Origin of the sequence: Roseomonas alba, assembly GCF_019430885.1 — a bacterium.
Lineage (GTDB): Bacteria > Pseudomonadota > Alphaproteobacteria > Acetobacterales > Acetobacteraceae > Neoroseomonas > Neoroseomonas alba.
Genome location: NZ_JAHYBZ010000001.1, coordinates 644,881 through 665,717, shown reverse-complemented (window position 1 = coordinate 665,717; position 20,837 = coordinate 644,881). Strand labels below are relative to the sequence as shown.

Below are 20,837 nucleotides of genomic sequence, written 5' to 3'. Positions count from 1 at the left end.
TGCGCGAATCTCGACGGTTGCCCGGCAAAAGATCGTCCAAGACGCCGGACATGCGAAGCTGCCCGTCGGGATGAACTCACGCGCGGTAACCGAAACTCCCCGGGATAGGCCGCACCGCTACAACGAACCGGCTGACCCCGAAAATGGTGCCAGCCGATCTGCAGGAACACGCGCGACAGGGTCGACCACCTCAGCCACCCAAGACGAACGCAGAGCCGACCCGATCAAATGCGCTGGACAGGGAAGTGCCGAACGTCAACACCGCGGACGCGATGATGACGACGACACCTAAGCCCAGAACCGCGCATTCCGAAGCGGTGACGCCCCTGCGGTCGGCAAGGGCGCCGCGGAGAAAGGCCAGAAGCGCGTGGGTCATTGACGCGGCGGCGTCAGCCCCCGGCGGGCGGCACAGTGATGCGCGAGCCGAGCGCCGTGAACACATCACTCAGCTTGGTGCCGAAGGTTGCCGCCGCAGCAGCAACGACGATGACGATGCCCACCGCCAGCACGGCGTATTCGGCAGCCGTCACGCCCTTGCGATCGACAACGGCAAGATGGAGGGAGGCCAGGAACTTGCGAATCATATCTATCCCCTTCGGTTCGTCTCTTTAACGAGCCATTGCCTGCGCCATCCTCCGGAACCCGCTCGTCTGGGTTGCTATCGAAAGGACGGGAAGCGGATCGCCACCGGAGGGAGTCGACCGCGTCGAAACAACCAAACATCTTACTTAATGAACCGTCAACGCCGAAAATTGAGACATTTCATTCTTAATTCACTAATTTTACGTTCCCCCACCTGACATCACACCTCGACTCCGGCCCAGCACCCGTTCGGATCGCCCGCCACGGCGATCAAATCGCACCCGCCACGCCTCGTGGTTGTTCCCGGATTTTCGCCACTCTCGCGCGATCGCGATAAAATTCCGCATCAAAAACGCGACAGGTTTTGGCTTGCGGGACGCGTCCGGCGAGGCTGCATGGACCCTTGTCGAATTCAACCTATATCACGCAATCGTGTAGTGGATGACATCGCCGTTTGCACCACCGGCGGCGCGTCGGGAAGCGCCTCGGCGCAACCGTTCGGACCGTCCACGGGCAGCGGTACCCGCACCGTCGCGGCCCCACCGCAGGGGCCCGCTTGACCAGCCTCGCCCAGCGCGGCGTGATGCCGCGCTTGGCACTGCGCCAGGCTCGCCCTTGGTATGGGAGGAAGGCGGCCAATGTCCGCGACACTCTTCGACCGGATCTGGGATCCGCATGTCGTCGCCGATCTCGGCTCGGGCTGGTCGCTGCTGCATTGCGACCGCATCCTGCTGCACGACCTCTCGGGCGGCCGCGCCATGCAGGAAGTCGGCGAGGCCGGCTATGCCCTCGCCCGCCCCGACCTGGTCTTCGCCACGCCGGACCACGCCGTCTCCTCCGCCCCGGGCCGCACGGCGGACACCTTCCCCACCGGCGCGAAGCTCCTCACCGGCCTGCGCCGGCGCGCCGCCGAAACCGGCGTGCGCTTCTTCGACATCGGCACGGATGGCCACGGTATCGTCCACGTCATGGGCCCCGAGCTCGGCCTGGTGCTGCCGGGCACCACGCTCGTCTGCGGCGACAGCCACACCTGCACCAATGGCGGCGTCGGCGCGATCGCCTTCGGCATCGGCGCGTCCGAACTCAAGCATGTCCTCGCCACCCAGACCCTGCCCCAGCGCAAGCCGAAGCGCCTGCGCATCCGCTTCGACGGCGCGACCCCGGCCGGCGTAACGCCCAAGGACATGATCCTCGCCGCCATCGGCCGCTTCGGCACCGGTGCCGGCACCGGCTTTGCGGTCGAATATGCCGGCGCGGCGGTGCGCGCCCTGTCGGTCGAGGGCCGCCTGACCCTGTGCAACCTGTCCATCGAGATGGGGGCAAAGATCGGCATGGTCGCCCCCGACGACACCACCATCCAATGGCTCGCCGGCCGCGACTTCGCCCCGCGCGGCGCCGCCTGGGACGCCGCCGTCGCCGATTGGCTCACCCTGCGCAGCGATGACGACGCCACATTCGACCGTGACCTGACGATCGACATGCGTGACATCGCCCCGCAGATCACCTGGGGCACCAGCCCCGAGCAGGTCCTGCCCGTCACCGGCCACATCCCCGATCCGGCCTCCGCCCCCAACCCCGAGAAGCGCGCCGCCTGGGAGGCCGCTCTCTCTTATATGGGCCTCACCCCGGGCGCCCCGATAGCCGGCACGAAGGTGGACTGGGTCTTCATCGGGTCCTGCACCAATTCGCGCATCGAGGACCTGCGCGCCGCCGCCGCCGTGCTGCGCGGCCGCAAGGTCGCCCCGCACGTCACCGCCTGGGTCGTCCCCGGCTCCGAACGCGTGAAGCATGAAGCCGAGGCGGAAGGTCTCGACGCCGCCTTCCGCGAGGCCGGCTTCGCCTGGCGCGAACCGGGTTGCGCGCTCTGCGTCGCCGCGAATGGCGAGTTCGTCCCGCCTGGCGCGCGCTGCGTCTCCACCTCCAACCGCAACTTCGTCGGCCGGCAGGGCACGGGCGCGCGCACGCATCTCGCCTCCCCCGCCATGGCGGCGGCGGCGGCCCTCAGCGGCGCCATCGCCGATGTGCGGACCCTCGCGGCGTAAGGGGCGCGACCGATGGACAAGTTCACCACCGTCTCTGGCCCCGCCGCGCCTCTCATGGCCGCGAATGTGGACACGGACGTCATCATCCCCATTCAACGCCTGCTCGGCAGCGGGCGCGGCGGCCTCGGCCCCTATGCCTTCGAACGGCTGCGCTACGCCCCCGACGGCACCGAGAACCCCGACTTCGTCCTCAACCGCCCGCCCTATCGCGACAGCCCGATCCTGCTGGCGGGCCCCAACTTCGGCTGCGGCTCCTCGCGCGAGGGCGCGGTCTGGGCCCTGATGGGCATGGGCTTCCGGGCGGTGCTCGCGCCATCCTTCGGCGACATCTTCTTCAACAACTGCTTCCAGAACGGCATGCTGCCCATCGCGCTGCCCGAGGACGCGATCGCCCGCATCGCCGCCGAGACCGAGGCCGCGCAGGGCGCGCGCCACACCACCGTCGATCTCGCCCGCCAACTCGTGGTCACCCCGGACGGAACCGAGATCCCCTTCCCCGTCGACGCCCGGAAGAAGGAGGCCCTGCTGGAGGGCCTCGACGACATCGCGCTGACCCTGCGCATGAAGGATCAGATCACCGCCTGGTATGCCGCCGACCGCACGCGGCGCCCCTGGGCCTGGGAGAGTGTCGAACGATGACCACCGCGTCCGATCGCCCGACGGCGGAGACGAAGCCAAGCACCGATGGCGTGAATCCGCCGCGCCAGACAATGAACATCGTCGTCCTGCCCGGCGACGGCATCGGCCCCGAAGTGACCGACGAGGCCGTCCGCATCCTCGACTGGTTCGTCACCAAACGCGGCCTCCCGCTGCGCATGGAACGCCGCCTCTTCGGCGCCGCCGCCTGGGCCGCCGAGGGCACCACCATGCCCGACGCCTCCTGGGACGCCATCATGGCCGCCGACGCGCTCCTCTTCGGCGCCACCGGCAGCCTCGACCAGAAGCACATCCCCGCCGAGGAACGCCGCAAGGGCTCCCTGCTGCGCATGCGCAAGGCGCTCGACGTCTTCGCCAACCTCCGCCCCGTCCGCGCCTGGCCCGCCCTCGCCGAGGTCTCCCCCTACAAGCCCCGCACCATCGCCGGCACCGACCTCGTCTTCGTGCGCGAACTGACCGCCGGCGTCTATTTCGGCACGCCCCGCGGCATCCAGACCCTGCCCGACGGCACCCGCTGGGGCCTCAACACCCACGCCTACACGGAAGCCGAGATCGCCCGCGCCGCCCGCTTCGCCTTCACCCTCGCGCGCACGCGCCGCAACCACGTCACCTCGGTCGACAAGGCCAACGTGATGGAAGCCGGCGCGCTGTGGCGGGAGGTCGTCGCCGCCGTCCACGCCAGGGACTTCCCCGACGTGACGCTCGAACACATGCTCGCCGACAACTGCGCGCTCCAGCTCTCCCGCGCCCCCACCCGCTTCGACGTCATCGTCACCGACAACCTCTTCGGCGACCTCCTCTCCGACTGCGCCGGCGCCATCAACGGCAGCCTCGGCATGCTGCCCTCCGCGGCCCTGTCCGACCCCGGGCCGGACGGCAAGCGCCGCGCCCTCTACGAACCCATCCACGGCTCCGCCCCCGACATTGCCGGCAAGGGCATCGCCAACCCCCTCGGCGCCATCCTCTCCGCCGCCCTCCTCCTGCGCTGGACCGCCCGGGCCCCCGCCGAGGCCGACGCCCTCGAAGCCGCCGTCGCCACCGCCCTCGCCGCCGGCGCCCGGACCGCCGACATCGCCCTGCCCGGCGAGTCCGTCCTGTCGACGCGCGGCATGGCCGACGCCGTCATTGCCGCGCTAGAACACCCCTGACGACACCACACAACGACCGAGGAAGCGTTCATGAATACGTCCCGTCGCACCCTGCTCATCGCAGGGGCGAGCACCCTTGCCGCGCCCGCTCTCGCGCAATCCGGCCCCGTGCTGCGCCTTGGCATCCTCGGTGATCTCTCCGGTCCCTATCGCGACCTGTCGGGCCTCGGTACCGCCGCCTGCGTGCGCCAGGCGATCGCGGATGCCGCCCGCGCAGGAATCGCGCCGCAGGTCGAGGTGCTGCACGCCGACCACCAGCACAAGCCCGACATCGGCGTGCAGATCGCCCGCCAATGGTATGACCGCCAGGATGTCGACGCGATCCTGGAGGTGAACAACTCCGCCATCGCGCTCGCCATCGCCGACCTGGCGCGGGACAAGGACAAGGTCTTCCTCGCCACCGGCCCGGCCACGGCCGATCTGCACGGACCGCGCTGCGGGCCGAACCATGTGCACTGGACCTACGACACCTGGATGCTCGCCAACGGTGCCGGCACCGCGACGGTGCGTGCGGGCGGCGACACCTGGTTCTTCCTCACCGCCGACTATGCCTTCGGCCACGCCTTGGAACGCGACAGCAAGGCCGCAGTGGAACGCGCCGGCGGCCGCGTGCTCGGCCAGGCCCGCTACCCCTTCCCCAACACGACCGACTTCTCCTCCTTCCTGCTCCAGGCACAGGCCTCCCGCGCCAAGGTGCTCGGCCTCGCCAATGCCGGGACGGACATCGTCAACAGCGTGAAGCAGGCGCAGGAATTCGGCCTGCCGCGGCACGGCATGCGCATGGTCGCGCTGCTCGGCCTGCTGGGCGACGTGAAGGCGCTCGGCCCCGCCGCCGCGCAGGGGCTGCTGGTGACCGAGCCCTTCTACTGGGACCTCAATGACCGCACCCGCGGCTTCACCCAGCGCGTCCTGCCGCAGATGCCAAGCGGCATCTACCCAAGCACCAACCACGCCGGCGCCTATTCGGCCGTCCTGCACTACCTCAAGGCAGCGAACGCGCTGGGCGTGGCGCAGGCCAAGGCCTCGGGCCGCGCGCAGATCGCGCAGATGAAGGCCATGCCGACCGATGACGACTGCTTCGGCCCCGGCATGGTCCGCGCCGACGGCCGCAAGATCCACCCCGTCTACCTCTTCGAGGCCAAGCCGCCCGCCGAGGTCCGCGCCGAATGGGATCTCTACCGCCTGATCGGCAGCATCCCGGCGGACCAGGCCATGCGCCCGCTCTCCGAAGGCGGCTGCCCGATGGTCAGCGGCTGAGTGCCCGTTTGAGAATGCGCCGTTCGGCGCATTCTCGCACCCGGCACCGGCCCGCACCCCCACCCGGCCACCCACGTCAGTATCCTGGAATAGGTGGCCGGGTGGGGGTGCGGGCCAGTGCCGGCATTCTCAATGCGGGCTCTGACAGGTTTTCCCGCGCCGGCTTTCGATACTACCCTCCTCGGCAAGAACACCCGAGGAGGAACATCCATGCGTCGCACCCTGCTCGCCGCCATCGCGGCGGCCTGCATCGCCCTGCCTGCCGCCGCGCAGGACCGCACCATCCGCGTCATCTCGGGCTACGCGGCCGGCGGCACCGGCGACCTCATGGCCCGCCTCATCGCCGAATACGTCGTCCCCTTCCTCGGCGCCCGCGGCGTGGTCGAAAACCGCACCGGCGCCAACGGCCTGATCGGCGCTGAGGTCGTCGCGCGCGCCGCCCCCGATGGCCTCACCGTCCTGCAATGCCCGATGGGCACCATGACCATCACGCCGAACCTGCCCGGCGTGTCCATGCCCATCGACCCGCGCACCGAGCTGATGGGCGTCGCCAACGTCGCGCTGTCCACCTACGCCCTGGTCGTCGCCGCGCGCGGGCCGCATCAGGATGTCGCTGCACTCCTCGCCGCCGCCCGCGCCCACCCCGGCGCAATGAGCTACGCCTCGGCTGGCGTGGGCTCCGCGCAGCACCTGTCCGTCGAGCTGCTGAAGGCGCGCACCGGCCTCGACATCGTCCACGTCCCCTACCGCGGCGCGACGCCGGCGATCGTCGACATCCTCGGCGGCCGCACCGAGTTCATGATCACCAACCTCGGCGACGTCATGCGCCAGGTGCAGGGCGGCGAGCTGCGCCTGCTCGCCCTTGGCGACGATGGCGGCTCGCCGCTCTTCCCGCAGGCCCGCCCGCTCTCGGCCTTCGTGCCGGGACTGCAGATGGCCGGCTGGTTCGGCATCTGCGGACCCAAGGGCATGACCGAGGAGAGCCTCGCCCGCTGGTCCGACGCGACCCGCCGCGCGCTGGAGAACCAGACCTTCCGCGAACGCCTGCTCGCCAACGGCCTGACCCCGCATTTCGAGGACACCCGCACCTTCAACGCCCGCATGGCCGAGGACCTGCGGTCCTGGGGCGAGGTGATCCGCGCGGCGGGGGTGCGCGGGGATTGATGCGGGTGGGTGACGCAGGGGCTCTGCCCCTGCACCCCGGCAGGAAACTCAGTTTCCTGCACCTTCGATCTGTCAGGCTGTCGCTCAGGTGAGATGGCGCGGCCCATCCATCCGCTGATGGAGAATGCGGATGACCTCCGGCGCACCATCCGGGCGGCGCCGGAACCACAGCACATGCGACCCGACCGGCGCCTTCCGATAGCCCGGCCGCACATCGCCCGCATCGCGATCAGGATACGCCCGCGCCGCCAATGCCCGGCAGACCTCGACGATCGCCTGGGCATACCGCTCGGCCTGGGCGGTGCCCCAACGCTGCTCGGTGTACTCCCAGATCGCGTCGAGATCGGCCCGCGCCGCCGGCGTGAGATAGAATCGCCTCACGCCCCGGAAGCGCGACGCCGACCGGCGAGATAGGCCTCGAAATCGAACTCGGTCGCAGGACCGGACCGCTCGCCCTCATCCAGCGCATCGCGCAGCGACTGCATCGCTGCTTCGCGTTCTTCCAGCAGCCGCAGCCCGGCGCGGATGACCTCGCTGGCTGAGCCATAACGGCCATTCTTGACCTGCCCGTCGACGAAATCGGCCATATGGTCGCCGAGGGAAATGGATGTGTTGCGCGCCATGCTTCTGCCCTCCTAGTGGACGATACCAAATTTCGGTATCCAGCGCACCGCCTGTCCGTGGCCGGCAGCGAACGCGGCCTCTCAAGAACGAAGCCTTCATCCACTTGCACAAGGCAGGTAAAATACCGCATCGTTCGCTGCCTGCTCTTAGCATGCGCCGCCTTGCGACATTGATAAAATTAAACCAAGCCCAAAGTGAACCGGAAGCGACCCGTGAAACCAAAAATCATATGGAATAAACATGCCAGACCTGCTTGAATCTGGAATATACACTATTGCAGAAGCCGCTTATCTCGTCGGCATATCCGAAAGAAAAGCACGCGGCTGGATATCTGGATATGATAAATATAAATTAATTCCTATGATAGAAAATGAAATTGGTTGGAGTGGAAATCATCTAGCCCTAAGCTTCAAGAATTTACTTGAAATGCGATTTATTTCATTTTTTGAAGACGCTGGCGTTCATATTAATCATATTCGATCCATTATGGATGAAGTACGAGTCATCACAAGCACTGATCATCCTTTCTCAACGGACATAGTATTCCAAACTGACGGAAGGAAAATTGTAGGATCCATAATAAAAAAATACTCCTCTCCAAAGATTTATGACCCTAGAACAAAGAATTTGGAGATGTTTCCGGTCGTTTATGACTCACTTAAGCACGATATAGAATTTGATTTCAACGGGGACGCACGATTGTGGTTCCCTCGAAAGCACATTGCGCCGAATGTTATTATTCATCCGAAATTTGCTTTTGGAAAGCCCATCATAAAGGATTTTCAAATCCCTACACAGGCCATAGCTTCAGCGGTGAAAGTGGAAGGAAGTCAGGCAGCTGTAGCAGAGATATTTGATATACCTGTAAAATATGTTCGACAGGCAGTGAAATTTGAAGCCGAGCTTAGGCTTGCAGCATGAAGATAGCCTTCGACGAACACGTACCGGGCGCCGTACCGCGCCTGATGCGCGAGATCATAACAGACAGGGCTTCGCGCCATCTTTTTCGCGGCATCGAAATCGTGTCGGCGAAGGATTACGCTCCTAGGCCCAATGATTCAGATTATGTAAAGAATAGTGATGCTCCCTGGATAAAAAGATATAGGGACGCTGGCGGGCGTATCATTGTGTCAGGCGATGTCTCAATGAACGAAAAGCCGGCTGAACTTCTAGCACTAATAGAAAACAAGCAAGTTGTATTTTATTTTCCAACAAAATGGAATTCTTGGAAATTTCCACGAAAAAGCGCATTCCTACTCGTATGGTTCGAACGAATTATCAAATTTTCAAGAACAGCGAAACCACGATCTCTCTATAGAATTCCTGAAAGATGGTCCGATGATGCTGATTTTCTTATAATCAATACGCCGACGCCACTAAAACTATCTATTCGCGGTCCGCTTGCATCTGCCTCAAGCGTTAAGAAGGCCAAGAAAAATCAGAAAATCCAGCGATCTCCAGCGCCGGAACCGCAACTGCTCGCAATGATGCGCCGGCCCGCCCCGGATGCGTCAACAGCGCAGAATGCCACCGAGGAAACTACGAATCGGGGTGGCTCCTCATCAGAATAGGATTTTCTTGCTAATTCTGTCGCGACCGTTTATGCTCTCGGCATGTTTGCACCCCTCACCCCACCCAATTCTTCGCCTCCTCCCCTACATCCTCCCCCGTTCCTCCGCCGGCCGTCAGATCGGCGACCTCAAGAGTCGGCTCAACGCCATATTCCACCTCGCCTGCACCACCGACCCCTGGCGAGCCCTCCCCCCGGAACACGGCAAGCCCGACACCGTCTCCCGCTACTTCCGCCGCCTGACTCACGCCGGCCTGTGGGAACGCCTCCTCGAAGCCATCAAGGAAAACCATCCCAACCACCCGCTGAATGAGGTCGCCCCCCTCATCTTCCGCGCCTGCCGCCGCGCCGTCCGGCTCAGGGGGCTGAGATTCATCGTCCTCATCCGCCGCCTCGGCTTCCTGCACGCGCTGAACGGCCCGCCGCACAAACTCCCCAACCCCGATTTGTCCGAAAAGCTGAAGGCCATGCGCCTGCCGGCCCTGCCGCGCACGCGCAAGCAGATCACCGCCTATCTCGGCTACCTGAAGGCGCTGAGGCACCTCCACCGCTTGGCCGGCGGCATCAAGCACATCAGCCGGCAGCAACGCCTCGGCTGGTCATGAGGCCCCCGGCCGGCACCCGCATCGCCCGCCGCCGCCCGGCCGGCCCGCACCCCGGGCCGAACCCATCCGCCACACGCTCCAACCGCGGCCTGGCCTCACGGCCGCATGGTCAGCGCCGCCATCCCCGGTGCCCGCAGCGGCTCCGCCAGCCGCGCGAACTCGCACAGCAACCCCCGGGTCCCCCGCGGGTCGATGATCTCCTCCACCCAGAACGCCTCCGCGGTGCGGAAGGGGGATCGCAGCTTGTGCAGCCGCTCCTCGATCTCCGCGACCTTCGCGTCGCGATCCTCGGCGGCCGACACCTCGGCGGCATAGGCCGCCTCGACCCCCCCTTCCAACGGCAGGGACCCCCACCGCGCCGATGGCCAGGCATAGCGGATCGAATACCGCCCGGCCGGCTGGTGCACGACGCCCGCCACCCCGAAGGCGTTGCGCATGATGACCGTGCACCAGGGCTGCCGGCACTGGTTCACCGCCGCCATCGCCCGCACGCCCCAGCGGATGGTCGCGGTCTTCTCCGCCTCCAGCCCCACCGCGAAGCCCGGACAGTCCATCAGATAGACAACGGGGATATGGAAGGTCTCCGCCAGGTCCACGAAGCGGATCACCTTCTGGCACGCATCCGCCGTCCAGGCCCCGCCATGGAACACGGGCTCGGACGCCATCACCGCCACCACCCGCCCGTCCAGCCGCGCGAGCCCCGTCACCACCGACCGCCCGAACCACTTCCCCATCTCGAAGAAGGATCCCTTGTCGACCAGCATCTCGATGATCGGCCGCACCTTGTAGGCCTGCTTGGGGTCCCGGGGGATCACCGACAGCAGCTTCTCCTCCCGCCGCTCGGCATCGTCCCGGCAGCGGATCGCCGGCGCCAGCTCATGCACGGACGACGGCATGTAGGACAGGAACCGCCGCGCCAGCGCGAAGGCCTCCTCCTCCGTCTCCACCGCGTCATCCACCGCCCCGGCCTTGCACTGGATCTCCCACCCGCCGAGGTCCCGCTTCTCCAGCGTCTGCCCCAGCCGGGCGACCACCGGCGGCCCCGCGACGAACATCGCCGACGACTTGGTCATCACCGAGTAATGCGCCGCCGCCAGCCTCGCGGCGCCGAGCCCCGCGACCGACCCCAGCCCCAGCGTCACCACCGGCACCAGCCCCATATTGGCGGTGGTCTGGTAATAGAGCTGCGTCCCGCCCACGCCCCCCGGCAGGTTGGCGCGCCCGGTGGTCTCGATGGTCTTGACCGACCCGCCGCCGCCCGACCCTTCGATCAGCCGGATGATCGGCAGCCGCAGCTCGGCCGCCATGCGCTCCGCCATGATGGGCTTCTCGCGGATGGTTGCATCGGCACTGCCGCCGCGCACGGTGAAGTCGTCCCCCACCACGACCACGGGCCGGCCATCCACCTTCCCCCGCCCCATCACGCAGTTGGACGGCGTGAAGCTCGCGAACTCCCCCTTCGCGTCATACTCCGCGCGCCCCGCGATGGCGCCGACCTCGTGGAACGACCCCCGATCGACCAGCGCCTCGACGCGCTCCCGGACGGTGAGCCGCCCGCCATCATGCTGGCGCTTCACCTTGTCGGCGCCGCCCATCTCCCGGGCCAGCGCCTCGCGCCGGCGCAGTTCCTCGAGTTCAATAGTCCAGTTCATCGTCGCGGCGTTCCCTTCCTTGCCCACAGTCTCGGGCGAGGACCCGCGGGCGGCAAGTCAGGGCGACGGGGCGGCGACGTCGCTACGCTGGAACCACAAGGTCAAGGGCGCACCGTTGGTCAGGCGGAGCTGCACCGCATCGCCCTCGCTGGACAGCAGGGCCCATTCATTGACGCGGAAGGTCGTCCGGCACCCTCCCGCGGCGCGCGCTTCGGCGAGCAGCCGCGGCGTGCCCTCTGCGGCCTGGCGCAGCATCGACAGGGCCCCCCGGTCGGCGCAGCCGGTGACGCCATCGCGCGCCACGTGCCAGGCCGGCGGCGGCCGGTCGGCCAACGGCCCCTCGGCAGGGCGCGCGGCAGCATCCGCGGCCACCGCCGAGGCAGCCGGCGCTACGACCCGCGGCGCCACCCGGCTCACCTGGGCGCGCGGCGGCGCGGGCGGCGGCGGCGGGGGCAACGGTTCCTCGGGCGGAGGCTCCGGCGCGCAGGCGCCAAGCAGGCCCAGCAGGACCAGGACAGGCATGAATCGGGACATCACGCAGACGTTAAGCCATTTTTCACGACAGCGATATCAATCCGGTCGCGGTCCAGGCGTGACTTGGACCTCACGGGTCCTTGCATTGCACGATCCCATCCCCGGTTGTTATTGCATTCTGGGGACACGTCGAGCAGGCGACGGCCTCAGGAACGGTAGTGCTAGACAGAACGAGCCAAGCCGAATGGACGGAGTCCCGCTTTCCGACCCTGGGTCGGCGGCTGGTCAGACTCGTGCTCGCCTCGGCCCTGCCCCTGCTGATCGGCGCGGCAGGCGTGGCGACGCTGGTCATCCGGGCCGAGGAAGAGGCGGCGGATGCCGCGATCCAGGCACGCGTCCAGATGGCCGCTCATGCCATCGATGTGGAGATCGAGAGCCGCCGACTGGCGCTGGAAGGATTCAGCGCCCTGCTCGGCAATGCGGACCGTAGCGACCTTGCCGCGATCGATGCGGCGGCCCGGCGGCTCGCCGAGATCCTCGGCGCGCCGATCGGAGTCCTCGATCGCGGTCTCGGCCTGCTGGTGGACACCGACCAGCCTTTCGGCACGCCGCTCGGGTCTACGCCGGCCGTGGCCGCCGGGCTCTGGGCCGTGGAGACCGGCCGGCCGCGTGTCAGCGACCTGCCGGCCAATGGCGAGGGTCGCCCCCTTCTGATGGTGCCGACGATGCGCGACGGGCGCGCCGTGGGCGTGTTGAGCGCCACGCTCCAGCCCGATCGCCTGGCCGCCGCCATGGGGCCGGGTCCGGCCATGCTCGCCGACAGCCGCTGGCGCCCCGTTGCCGTCCAGGGCGGCGGCGCGGCCGACTTGCCGACCTGGTCGGCCCTGACCACTGCACCACGTGGCGTGGTGCAGGCCGGTGAGGCCAGCAACAGCGCCCCGCTGCGCTACGTCGTCACCCACCTGACCGAGGCGCCCGAATGGCGGCTGGTCGTCTGGGCGCCAGCCGGTCTCGCCACCAGCATCGCCGGCAAGGCCCTGCCCTGGGCGCTGATCGCGCTCGCCCTCGCCGCGGCGGTGGCGCTGGCCGCGCTGCTGCGCGCAAGGCGCGTGCTGCGCGCGCCGCTGCTGGCGCTCGAAGCCCATGCCCGGGCCCGGGCCGAGGCGCTGCGCAATGACGCGCCCCTGCCCGCCCAGCCGGCCCTGAGGGGAGTGGCAGAATATGCGGCGCTCGGTGCTGCTCTCGGCCAGGCCGATGTCGCCGCCGCGGGACATGAACGCCGGATGCGTGCCCTGGCCGAGGCCGGGGCCATCGTGCTGTGGCGCGCCGACGTCGCCGGCGGCTGGAACGAGGCCGCTGGCTGGGCCGGCCTCACCGGCCAGACCTCCCCGGCCTTCCGCGGCGATGGCTGGCTGGAGATGCTGCACCCGGACGACCGTGCACCTACGCTGGCCGAATGGGGCCGCAGCCTGGTTGCGCGCGGCCCGATCAGCGTGGAGTTCCGCCTGCGCACCGCCGATGCCGATGCCGATTGGCGCTGGGTGCGCGCCACTGGCGTGCCCGTCTCCGACGAGGCCGGGCAGCTGCAGGAATGGGTCGGCGCGATCCACGACGTCAGTGACCCGCGCGGCGCCGGGATGGCGCGGCATGTGAACGACTCCCAGGTCCGCCAGACCGTCGCCGAGCTGCGCGCCGTCTATGACAACGTGCCGGTCGGCCTCTCCCTGGTCGATTCGGCGCTGCACTTCGTGAATGTGAACGAGCGCTTCGCCGCCATGACCGGCCTCGCCCCCGAGGCCCATATCGGCCGCGCCCCGCATGAGGTGATGCCCGAGGGGCTCGCCGGCCCGCTGGAGGACGCGCAGCGCCGGGCCTTCGAAGGCGGGCGGCCGGTACTGGACGTGACCTGCTCGGGACCCGCACCGGGCACCACGCAACCGATGCGCCACTGGCTCGCCTCCTGCCACCCGGTGAAGGATGCGGAGGGCACTGTCACCGGCGTCTCCGCCGTGCTGCAGGACGTCACCGAGCGCGTGCGCGCCGAACGGTCCCGCGAGATGCTGGTCACCGAGCTGAATCATCGGGTGAAGAACACCCTCGCCACGGTGCAGGCGCTGGCGGCGCAGTCGCTGCGCGGGGCGCGCGGAGGCCAGGCCGGGCTGGGGCGGGAATTCGTCGGCCGGCTCCAGGCCTTGATGCGCGCCCATGACCTGCTCTCCGACCAGGGCTGGCGGGAAGTCGACCTGACCCGCGTCGTGCGCACCGGCATCCAGCCCTGGATCGAGAGCGGCCGCGCCATCCGCTTTGGCGGCTCGGGCCGCATCCAGGCCAGCGCCGGACAGACCCAGGCCATCATCCTCGCGCTGCATGAGCTCGCGACCAACGCGGCGCTGCATGGCGCGCTGTCCCATCCGGGCGGCGAGGTCGAACTCCACTGGGAACTTGGTGAGGACGGCGTCGCCACGTTGGACTGGCAGGAGAGCGGCGGCCCGGCCGTGACCCCACCGACCGCCGAGCGGCGTGGCTTCGGCATGCGGCTTCTGCAGCGCGGCCTGGCGCATGATCTCGGCCCGGATGCCAAGGTGACGCTGGATTTCGCGCCCGAGGGCCTGCGGGTGCGGATGCGCTTCCGCGCCGGCCAGCCGGCGTTGCAGCCTGCCGAGGGCGATTGAAGCGCGTCACCCTGTGACGTGCCCGACATTGGCTCCCGCACCGTCCTGCGTATAAGGACTGAATGACAGTTGAAGGCGGGTTCGAAACGGTATGGCACGTGCGCTGATCACCGGGGTCACGGGCCAGGATGGCGCCTATCTCGCTGCCCTGCTGCTCGGCAAAGGCTATGAGGTCCACGGGCTTCTGCATCGCCATGGCGGTTCGGAAGCGGTGCAGGACCGGCTGCGGCGTCTCGGCTGCAGCGACAGCGTGGCCATGGTTGATGGCAACCTGATCGACCTCTCCTCGCTGATCCGTCTGCTCGATCGGGTGAAACCGGATGAGATCTACAACCTCGCAGCCCAGTCTTTCGTGCGCATGTCCTGGGACCAGCCGCTGCTGACCACGCAGGTGACGGCAATCGGCACGGCGAACATGCTGGAGGCGGTGCGCATCGCCTCCCCCGGCGCGCGTTACTTCCAGGCCAGTTCCTCCGAGATGTTCGGCAAGGCCGAGACGCCGGCGCAGAACGAAGCGACGCATTTCCATCCGCGCAGCCCCTACGCCTCGGCCAAAGTCTTCGCGCATTGCCTGGTGCAGAACTACCGCGATGCCTTCGGCCTGTTCGGATGCAACGGCATCATGTTCAATCATGACAGCCCGCTGCGCGGCATCGAATTCGTGCTGCGCAAGATCACGGACGGGGCAGCGCGGATCAGTCTCGGCCTGGCCACGGACCTGGCGATGGGCAACCTGGAAGCACGGCGCGACTTCGGCCATGCACGCGACTACGTCCGCGCCATGTGGCTGATGCTGCAGCAGGACAAGCCCGACGACTACGTGGTCGCGACAGGCCGCGCAGCCTCGATCCGCGACCTGTGCCGTATCGCCTTCGCCCATGTCGGGCTCGACTACCAGGACCATGTGCGCGTCGATCCCGCCTTCCTGCGGCCGGTGGATGTGGACGTGACGGTGGGCGACGCGACGCGGGCGCGGCGGAAACTAGGCTGGGCGCCGGAAACGAGCCTGGAGCAGATGATCTCGGAGATGGTCGAGAGCGATCTCGCGCGGTGGAAGGCACGGATGTGAAGGCCTGGGAAGGCCTGCGGGCCATGCCTGGCGAGGCAGGGGTGTCGAACGCAGGGTGGGACTTCGCTTCATAGGCGCGACGATGGGCGGCGGCGGACCGGAAACGGGCTTCGCCTCTCTCAGGACCTCTCCTCAGCAAAGGCCCACGGCCTTTGGAAGCCGTTACTTGGCGCGCGGCACTACGGGACTTCACGGCATCGAAGCGCGCGCTGCGCCCATAGCACCCTGGAGCATCTTTCGATCGAACGGCACCAGCCGGCCACCCAACGACAGTATCCTTGATGGGTGGATGGGTGAGGGTCCGGGTCGCTGCCGATCCAACGTGAGCGAGAATTGCCCTTGGCCATGCCGGTCTGGCCCTCAGTCCCGACCGGCTCCAGAGGCCTTGCGGCCTTTGGCGGGCGCGAAGCGCGGCTTCGCCGTGCAGAGTGGGCAGAGCCCCGCTCCAATTCCCGTAACGTATCGGCCGTTCCACGGACGCAGCATCGCCGCCGGGCCCAAGGCTTCCCGCATCAGTTCGGGAACCTGAAGGTGTTCCCGTAATTGAAGGAAATCGAGGTCCCGTTGAACAGGAAGATCTGGCGGATCACCTGGTCGACGAAGCGACCGACGCGGGCCACCTGCGTCGGCGGCACCCAGACCGTCGCGTTCGGCGGCACCACCATGTCTTCCTCCACCGCGAGGTCGTTCAGCACGCGCTCCAGGTTCACCTGCCGCACGCGCGGCCGTCCCACCGCGTCGAAATACAGCACCCGCACCTGGTCCATCGCGCCGGTCGGCATCGGGCCGCCAGCCGCGGCGACGAGCTGCAACAGGGTGCGCGGGGACGGCGCCGGTATCGCACCTGCCTGGCGTACCTCGCCGAAGACGAAGATCTGGTTGGCCGCGATCTGCGACAGCCGCGCCGTCACCGTCACGCCACCGACCTCCCGCGCATAGCGCGCGTTCAGTTCCGCGCTCAGTTCGTTCAACGTCATCCCGGCCGCCGGGATGTTCGCGGCGAGCGGCAGGTCGATCAGCCCGTCGGGGCGCACCAGCGCCGTGCGCGCGCGGCCATCGGCACCGTTGCGCACCACCTCCGCCAAGTCCTCGGCCGGCGTGGTGAAACGGCGGACGATCACGGTGACGACCGGTGACCGCGCGACATCCTCGAAGCGGCGCGCAACCTCGCCCGACAGCGCCGACGGCGTCAGCCCAACCGCCCGCACCTCCCCCTTGCCGGGCAGCGAGATCATGCCATCCGGCCGCACAACCATGGTGCGGTTGAGGTCGCGGTTGAAATCGAAGTCTAGCTCCAGTTCATCCCCGATGCCGATGCGATAGGGCCGCAGGCGCTGGTTGTTGGTGTGGTAGAAGACCTCGACGCGATCACCGGGCTGCAGGCGGTAAGTGCCACTGCCGCGCAACAGCCCCTCCCCCACCAGACGGGCGGCGCTGTCGCGCTGTTCGGGCGTCGCCTGGTCGAAATAGACCGGCTCCTCGCCGACCGCGCGATCGAAGCCACGGGGGGATTCGCAGGCGGCAAGCAGCAGCGCCGCCATCGCCAGGGCGAGGCGCCGACCGCTTGCGGCTGCGAATCGAATTCGGACCATGCCCATCCTTACCGCACCCCGACGCCGCTGCGCGCCCCTTGCGGCCGCAGCAGCGCCTCATAACGCGGAGCCAGCGTCGTCCAGGCGAAAGCACCCGCCCGCGCGCGGCACAGCGCCGCGGTCTCGGGCAGGCCGGCAAGCGCCGCGCCGCGCAGCAGCGCCTCGGCCAGGCCCTCGACATTGGTCGCCACGCGCCGGAAGGGGCCTGGATCGAACAGCGTACCGATGCGCGGATCGTCGATGATGTCCGGGATGCCGCCATGGGCGCAGCCCACGACCGGGGTGCCGGCAGCCAGCGCCTCGATCAGCACCATGCCGAGCGCCTCCCACACCGCCGGGTTGACCACCAGGCTCGCACGGGCGAGCAGCGCCGGCAGATCCTCGACGGCGCCCACGCCGTGGAAGTCGACCTCGTCGCGCAGCGCCTCCGGCAGGGCATCGAGGATGGCCATGCGCGTCGCCTCCGATGCCCGGCCGGAGAAGCCGAGCCGTGCGGCGGCGCCGAGGCGGGGCCGCGCCATCGCATAGGCCTGGGCGAGCAGCAGCGCGCCCTTGCGCGGCTCGTCCGCATCGCCGACGAACAGGATGCGCATCACGCCGTCCGGCCCGGGCTTCGACGTCGCGGCGAAGGCCGCGTCATCGACCGGCACCGGCAGCAGCACGGAATCCCGGCCGAACTCGGCGCGCAGCGTCTCGGTCGCGAAGTGCGAAATGGTCACCACCGCATCGGCCCCGGCCAGGACCCGGCGGAAGGCGAAACCGTCGCAAGGCGTGCGGCGGAAATAGGCGCGGATCGGGATGCCCGTCATGACGACGGCAAGCCGGAAGCCGGCCCCGCCACGTCGCGCGACCAGCGCGCCGGCCGCATCGTGCCAGCCCAGGCAGAGCACGCTGTCATAGCCGCCATCCCGCAACGCCCACCGCAGATCCCAGGCGAACAGGTGGTGCTGCGTCACCTGCCGCAGGCGCGCGAGGATCCCCGGCGGCTCGCGCCGCGGCAGGAACAGGTAGCGGACATCCCCGCGCCGTTCCTCCCCACCCGCGGGCAGGCCGGGCGTGGTGGAGATTGCCGTCACGTCATGCCCGCGCGCGGCCAGGACGCGGCCGGTTTCGGCGAGCATGCGTTCCGAGCCACGCCGGATTTCCGGCCAGCAGGTGGCATGGGTGATGGCAAGGCGCATGCGGGCTGGCGGCCCTCTCAGATGCCTGCGTGGAAGACCGCATGCCAGATCGAGGGCGGCACGCCGCGCTGGCCATACTTGAAGCGCGCGACCTCCTCCACGCGCTCGAAGCCGGCATCCTCGATCATCGCGCGCAGCGCCTCCGACCCCAGGCGCCACCAGATGTTCTGGCCACGCCCGCCCTGGTACTGCACCAGCGGAACGCCGCCCGTGCCGCGGTCGAGCTCCGGGAAGATCACATCCGACAGGATCGCCTGCCCACGGCAGACGCTGCGGATCGCGGTCAGCGCGCGCACCGGGTCGCGCAGATGCAGCAGCAGGTCGCCCACATGCACCAGGTCGAACAGGCCTGCGCGCTCGGGGCTGAGATCATAGACGTTGCAGTGGAGCGGCTGAACCTTGCTCGACAGCGCCTCGCGCGCCAGCGCGAAGCCCTTGCCGAAGGCGAAGGACAGATCCGCCTCGCTCATCGCGGCGCGGGTGCGCGGAGGCAGGTCGATCTCGCGCTTCTCGCGCACATCCAGGGCAACGACCTCGGCCGCGCCGCGCCGTTCGAACTCGAAGGCCCAGTAGCCGTCAAAGGTCGCGACGTCGAGCACGCGCAGCCCGTCGAGCCGGTCCGGCAGATTGTAGCGTGCCAACAGGTCGCGATGGTCGAAATAGCCGGGCGTGACGATGCCGTGCGGCAGTTCCAGCGTGTGATACCAGGTGAGTTCCGCGACCCGTGCCGCGAGGGCCTGCGCCTCGGCCCCGCCCGAGGTCGGCACCGGCGGCGCGGGCGGCGGCTGCACGTCCTCGAGCGCCACCGAGGCATCGCGGCGCGGCCGGCGTGCGGCGACCTCAAGGCCCAGCTCGCCGCGATCGGCGAAGATGCTGGCGCGCAGTCCGAGGACATTGAGCGTCTTGCGGGGCATAGGCGTCGTCTCCGGAAGGGGCGGCGGTCAGAGGACGAGGGAACGGAAGCGCGCACTTCCGTAGAGAAGGGATGCCGTCAGCGCGAACTGCCGCAGGATGTCACCGCCGGCCTTGAGCAGTCGCTGACCAAGATCACCGGCTTGCGGCCCCCGTCGCGGCCGCAAAGCGATGGCCAGCAGGCCGAGCGGCCCCAGCAGCAGCAGCCATGGTACGAAGGCACAGGCCAGCAGCCAGAGGAGGGTCGCCACCACGCGCAGCGTGCCCGAGGGATAGAAGAAGATACCCCAGGTCAGCAACTCGGCCCGCAATTCGGGATGACGGCGCACGAGTTCCGGCAGCGCGAAGACGCGCGTCGGCTCGATAAGCCAGTTGAACACGGAAAGCTGCTCGATCTCGTGCCGGATGACGGCGTCGGGCATGAAGCGGCGCGCATGGCCGGCCTTGATGATGCGCCAGGCGAGGTCCGTGTCAGCGCATTCCGTCGAGCGGCCGAAGGGGTCGTCGAAGCTCAGCGTCGCGTCAAAGCCGCCGAAGGCGAGGAAGACCGCTCGCCGATAGAAGGCATTCGCATTCGGGAAAGAAGCGTGTTCGGTCTCGACCACGAAGGTCAGCTTGGAGGTCGCGCGCACGGGCTGGCCCGGCTTCGGCAGCACGGGGCCGGTCACCAGCGCGATGGCCGGGTCGGCGAAGGCAGCGATGCCGGCTTCGAGCCAGCCCGGTTCCGGCCGGCAGTCGCTGTCGGTGAAGGCGATGATCGGCGCGCGCGCGATCCCGACGCCGCGGTTGCGTGCCGGCGCCGGGCCGTGGTCCTCGTCCATGCGGGTGAAGGTCACCGCCAGGCCGAGTTCCCGGCGCGCACGCTCCGCCACGCCGGCGAGGTCGTCGCGGGAGACATTGTCCATCAGCACGACCTCGAAGCGGTCGCGCGGCAGGGTCTGCGCGCCAAGGCCGAGGAAGCAGTCCCACAGCATCGCCTGCCGGTTCTTGCAGGAGATGACGACGCTGACGTCCGGGTTCGCGGTCATCGCAGCAGCCTGTCGATCCAGGCGGGCACCACCTCCCGCCGCTGGTTGAGGATGACGCCGAGAATGTCGACCTTCGCCTCCACCAGGTCGTCGCGCATCCGTTCCAGCACCTCGTAGGGCAGGTTGCCGGCGCGGATCACCAGCAGCGCCTGGCCGCAGACGCGGGCGGCGGCCAGCGCCTCCAGCCCGTCGGCGAGCGGCGGCGCATCCACCAGCACGATGTCGAAACGCCCGGCCGCGGCACCGAGCAGCGCGGACAGGCGCTGCCGCAGGTCGCGTAGCGGTTCGGCCGCCTGGGCCAGGTCGACCAGCGCCCAGGGGCTGGCCGCGCCGGCGACGGCGTCCTCGCGAATCGTTGCCGGCGCCGTGGAGAGGCGGCCCAGCGTCTGCGCCAGCCGCCGCTTGCCCGGCGCCAGGTCGACGAGCAGCACGCGCAGACCGAGATGGTCCACCAGTTCGCGCGCGAGATGCGCAGTGATGGTCGTCACCCCTTCCCCACGCACCGCACCGACCAGGGTCAGGGCGCGGAGGCCGCCTTCCTCGGCAACGCGCGCGAGGGTCGCGGCCGCCCGCGCCAGCTCCGGTCGCAGACTGGGAGGCTTCACCGG

The 20,837-nt window shown here is 68.5% G+C and carries 21 protein-coding genes; 10 read left to right on the top strand and 11 right to left on the bottom strand.

Annotation, left to right across the window (positions count from 1 at the left end; genetic code table 11):
- Window positions 1-190: 190 nt before the first annotated feature.
- Together KPL78_RS03035 and KPL78_RS03030 are read right to left on the bottom strand one after the other, a co-directional pair.
- Window positions 191-376 carry a Flp family type IVb pilin gene (locus KPL78_RS03035; protein ID WP_219761340.1) on the bottom strand — a complete coding sequence of 62 codons (186 nt, stop codon included), beginning with the start codon at window positions 374-376 and terminating at the stop codon, window positions 191-193.
- Window positions 377-389: 13 nt separating this feature from the next.
- Complete coding sequence (locus KPL78_RS03030; RefSeq protein WP_219761338.1) at window positions 390-584, bottom strand: Flp family type IVb pilin; 195 nt, start codon at window positions 582-584, stop codon at window positions 390-392.
- Between the two features lie 636 nt (window positions 585-1,220).
- On the opposite strand from KPL78_RS03030, the gene leuC reads away from it, so the two are divergent.
- The 5 genes from leuC to KPL78_RS03005 all read left to right on the top strand — a co-directional run bounded on the left by leuC (window position 1,221) and on the right by KPL78_RS03005 (window position 6,850).
- Window positions 1,221-2,624: a 3-isopropylmalate dehydratase large subunit gene (gene leuC, locus KPL78_RS03025; protein WP_219761335.1), complete on the top strand. Its 1,404-nt coding sequence runs from the start codon at window positions 1,221-1,223 to the stop codon at window positions 2,622-2,624.
- Between the two features lie 12 nt (window positions 2,625-2,636).
- Complete coding sequence (gene leuD, locus KPL78_RS03020) at window positions 2,637-3,263, top strand: 3-isopropylmalate dehydratase small subunit (RefSeq protein ID WP_219761334.1); 627 nt, start codon at window positions 2,637-2,639, stop codon at window positions 3,261-3,263.
- 71 nt (window positions 3,264-3,334) lie between these two features.
- A complete protein-coding gene (gene leuB / locus KPL78_RS03015) occupies window positions 3,335-4,429 on the top strand; it encodes a 3-isopropylmalate dehydrogenase (protein WP_219761702.1) in 1,095 nt (364 codons plus the stop codon).
- Window positions 4,430-4,459: 30 nt separating this feature from the next.
- On the top strand, window positions 4,460-5,686 hold the full coding sequence (locus tag KPL78_RS03010) for an ABC transporter substrate-binding protein (protein WP_219761332.1): 1,227 nt from the start codon (window positions 4,460-4,462) through the stop codon (window positions 5,684-5,686).
- Window positions 5,687-5,896: 210 nt separating this feature from the next.
- Window positions 5,897-6,850 (top strand): Bug family tripartite tricarboxylate transporter substrate binding protein, encoded by a 954-nt coding sequence (locus tag KPL78_RS03005; RefSeq protein ID WP_219761330.1) that lies wholly within the window; start codon window positions 5,897-5,899, stop codon window positions 6,848-6,850.
- An 84-nt stretch (window positions 6,851-6,934) separates the two neighbouring features.
- Here KPL78_RS03005 and KPL78_RS03000 read toward each other — a convergent pair whose 3' ends face one another.
- Both KPL78_RS03000 and KPL78_RS02995 read right to left on the bottom strand, forming a co-directional pair.
- Entirely contained in the window at window positions 6,935-7,231 is a 297-nt protein-coding gene (locus KPL78_RS03000) for a type II toxin-antitoxin system RelE/ParE family toxin (RefSeq protein WP_219761328.1), read from the bottom strand.
- Window positions 7,228-7,473, bottom strand: a complete 246-nt coding sequence (locus KPL78_RS02995; protein WP_219761326.1) for a type II toxin-antitoxin system ParD family antitoxin — start codon at window positions 7,471-7,473, stop codon at window positions 7,228-7,230. The genes KPL78_RS03000 and KPL78_RS02995 overlap by 4 nt, the downstream gene beginning before the upstream one ends.
- Window positions 7,474-7,714: 241 nt before the next feature.
- Between KPL78_RS02995 and KPL78_RS02990 the strand changes: the two genes are divergently transcribed.
- The 3 genes from KPL78_RS02990 to KPL78_RS02980 are packed head-to-tail and all read left to right on the top strand — an operon-like array spanning window position 7,715 to window position 9,649.
- On the top strand, window positions 7,715-8,395 hold the full coding sequence (locus tag KPL78_RS02990) for a MerR family transcriptional regulator (protein WP_219761325.1): 681 nt from the start codon (window positions 7,715-7,717) through the stop codon (window positions 8,393-8,395).
- A complete protein-coding gene (locus KPL78_RS02985; RefSeq protein ID WP_219761323.1) occupies window positions 8,392-9,045 on the top strand; it encodes a PIN-like domain-containing protein in 654 nt (217 codons plus the stop codon). Before KPL78_RS02990 ends, KPL78_RS02985 begins: the two co-directional genes overlap by 4 nt.
- Window positions 9,046-9,052: 7 nt before the next feature.
- Window positions 9,053-9,649: a transposase gene (locus KPL78_RS02980; RefSeq protein WP_255568523.1), complete on the top strand. Its 597-nt coding sequence runs from the start codon at window positions 9,053-9,055 to the stop codon at window positions 9,647-9,649.
- 95 nt (window positions 9,650-9,744) lie between these two features.
- On the opposite strand, the gene KPL78_RS02975 is transcribed toward KPL78_RS02980, so the two are convergent.
- Both KPL78_RS02975 and KPL78_RS02970 read right to left on the bottom strand, forming a co-directional pair.
- Window positions 9,745-11,301: an acyl-CoA carboxylase subunit beta gene (locus tag KPL78_RS02975; RefSeq protein WP_219761322.1), complete on the bottom strand. Its 1,557-nt coding sequence runs from the start codon at window positions 11,299-11,301 to the stop codon at window positions 9,745-9,747.
- Window positions 11,302-11,358: 57 nt separating this feature from the next.
- Window positions 11,359-11,823, bottom strand: a complete 465-nt coding sequence (locus KPL78_RS02970) for a hypothetical protein (protein ID WP_219761320.1) — start codon at window positions 11,821-11,823, stop codon at window positions 11,359-11,361.
- 170 nt (window positions 11,824-11,993) lie between these two features.
- Between KPL78_RS02970 and KPL78_RS30715 the strand changes: the two genes are divergently transcribed.
- Window positions 11,994-14,447, top strand: a complete 2,454-nt coding sequence (locus KPL78_RS30715) for a sensor histidine kinase (RefSeq protein ID WP_219761318.1) — start codon at window positions 11,994-11,996, stop codon at window positions 14,445-14,447.
- A gap of 91 nt (window positions 14,448-14,538) precedes the next feature.
- Complete coding sequence (locus KPL78_RS02960) at window positions 14,539-15,516, top strand: GDP-mannose 4,6-dehydratase (RefSeq protein ID WP_219761317.1); 978 nt, start codon at window positions 14,539-14,541, stop codon at window positions 15,514-15,516.
- 512 nt (window positions 15,517-16,028) lie between these two features.
- Here KPL78_RS02960 and KPL78_RS02955 read toward each other — a convergent pair.
- From KPL78_RS02955 to KPL78_RS02935, 5 genes are read right to left on the bottom strand one after another with little or no spacing between them, the layout of a single operon-like run.
- Window positions 16,029-17,108 carry a polysaccharide biosynthesis/export family protein gene (locus tag KPL78_RS02955; RefSeq protein ID WP_219761315.1) on the bottom strand — a complete coding sequence of 360 codons (1,080 nt, stop codon included), beginning with the start codon at window positions 17,106-17,108 and terminating at the stop codon, window positions 16,029-16,031.
- Window positions 17,109-17,116: 8 nt separating this feature from the next.
- Complete coding sequence (locus KPL78_RS02950) at window positions 17,117-18,289, bottom strand: glycosyltransferase family 4 protein (protein WP_219761313.1); 1,173 nt, start codon at window positions 18,287-18,289, stop codon at window positions 17,117-17,119.
- A gap of 17 nt (window positions 18,290-18,306) precedes the next feature.
- Entirely contained in the window at window positions 18,307-19,203 is an 897-nt protein-coding gene (locus tag KPL78_RS02945) for a class I SAM-dependent methyltransferase (protein ID WP_219761311.1), read from the bottom strand.
- 27 nt (window positions 19,204-19,230) lie between these two features.
- The gene (locus tag KPL78_RS02940) at window positions 19,231-20,229 is read right to left on the bottom strand and encodes a glycosyltransferase (protein ID WP_219761309.1); all 999 of its coding nucleotides are present in this window, start codon (window positions 20,227-20,229) and stop codon (window positions 19,231-19,233) included.
- Window positions 20,226-20,834, bottom strand: a complete 609-nt coding sequence (locus KPL78_RS02935) for a P-loop NTPase family protein (RefSeq protein WP_219761307.1) — start codon at window positions 20,832-20,834, stop codon at window positions 20,226-20,228. The genes KPL78_RS02940 and KPL78_RS02935 overlap by 4 nt, the downstream gene beginning before the upstream one ends.
- Window positions 20,835-20,837: the final 3 nt, after the last annotated feature.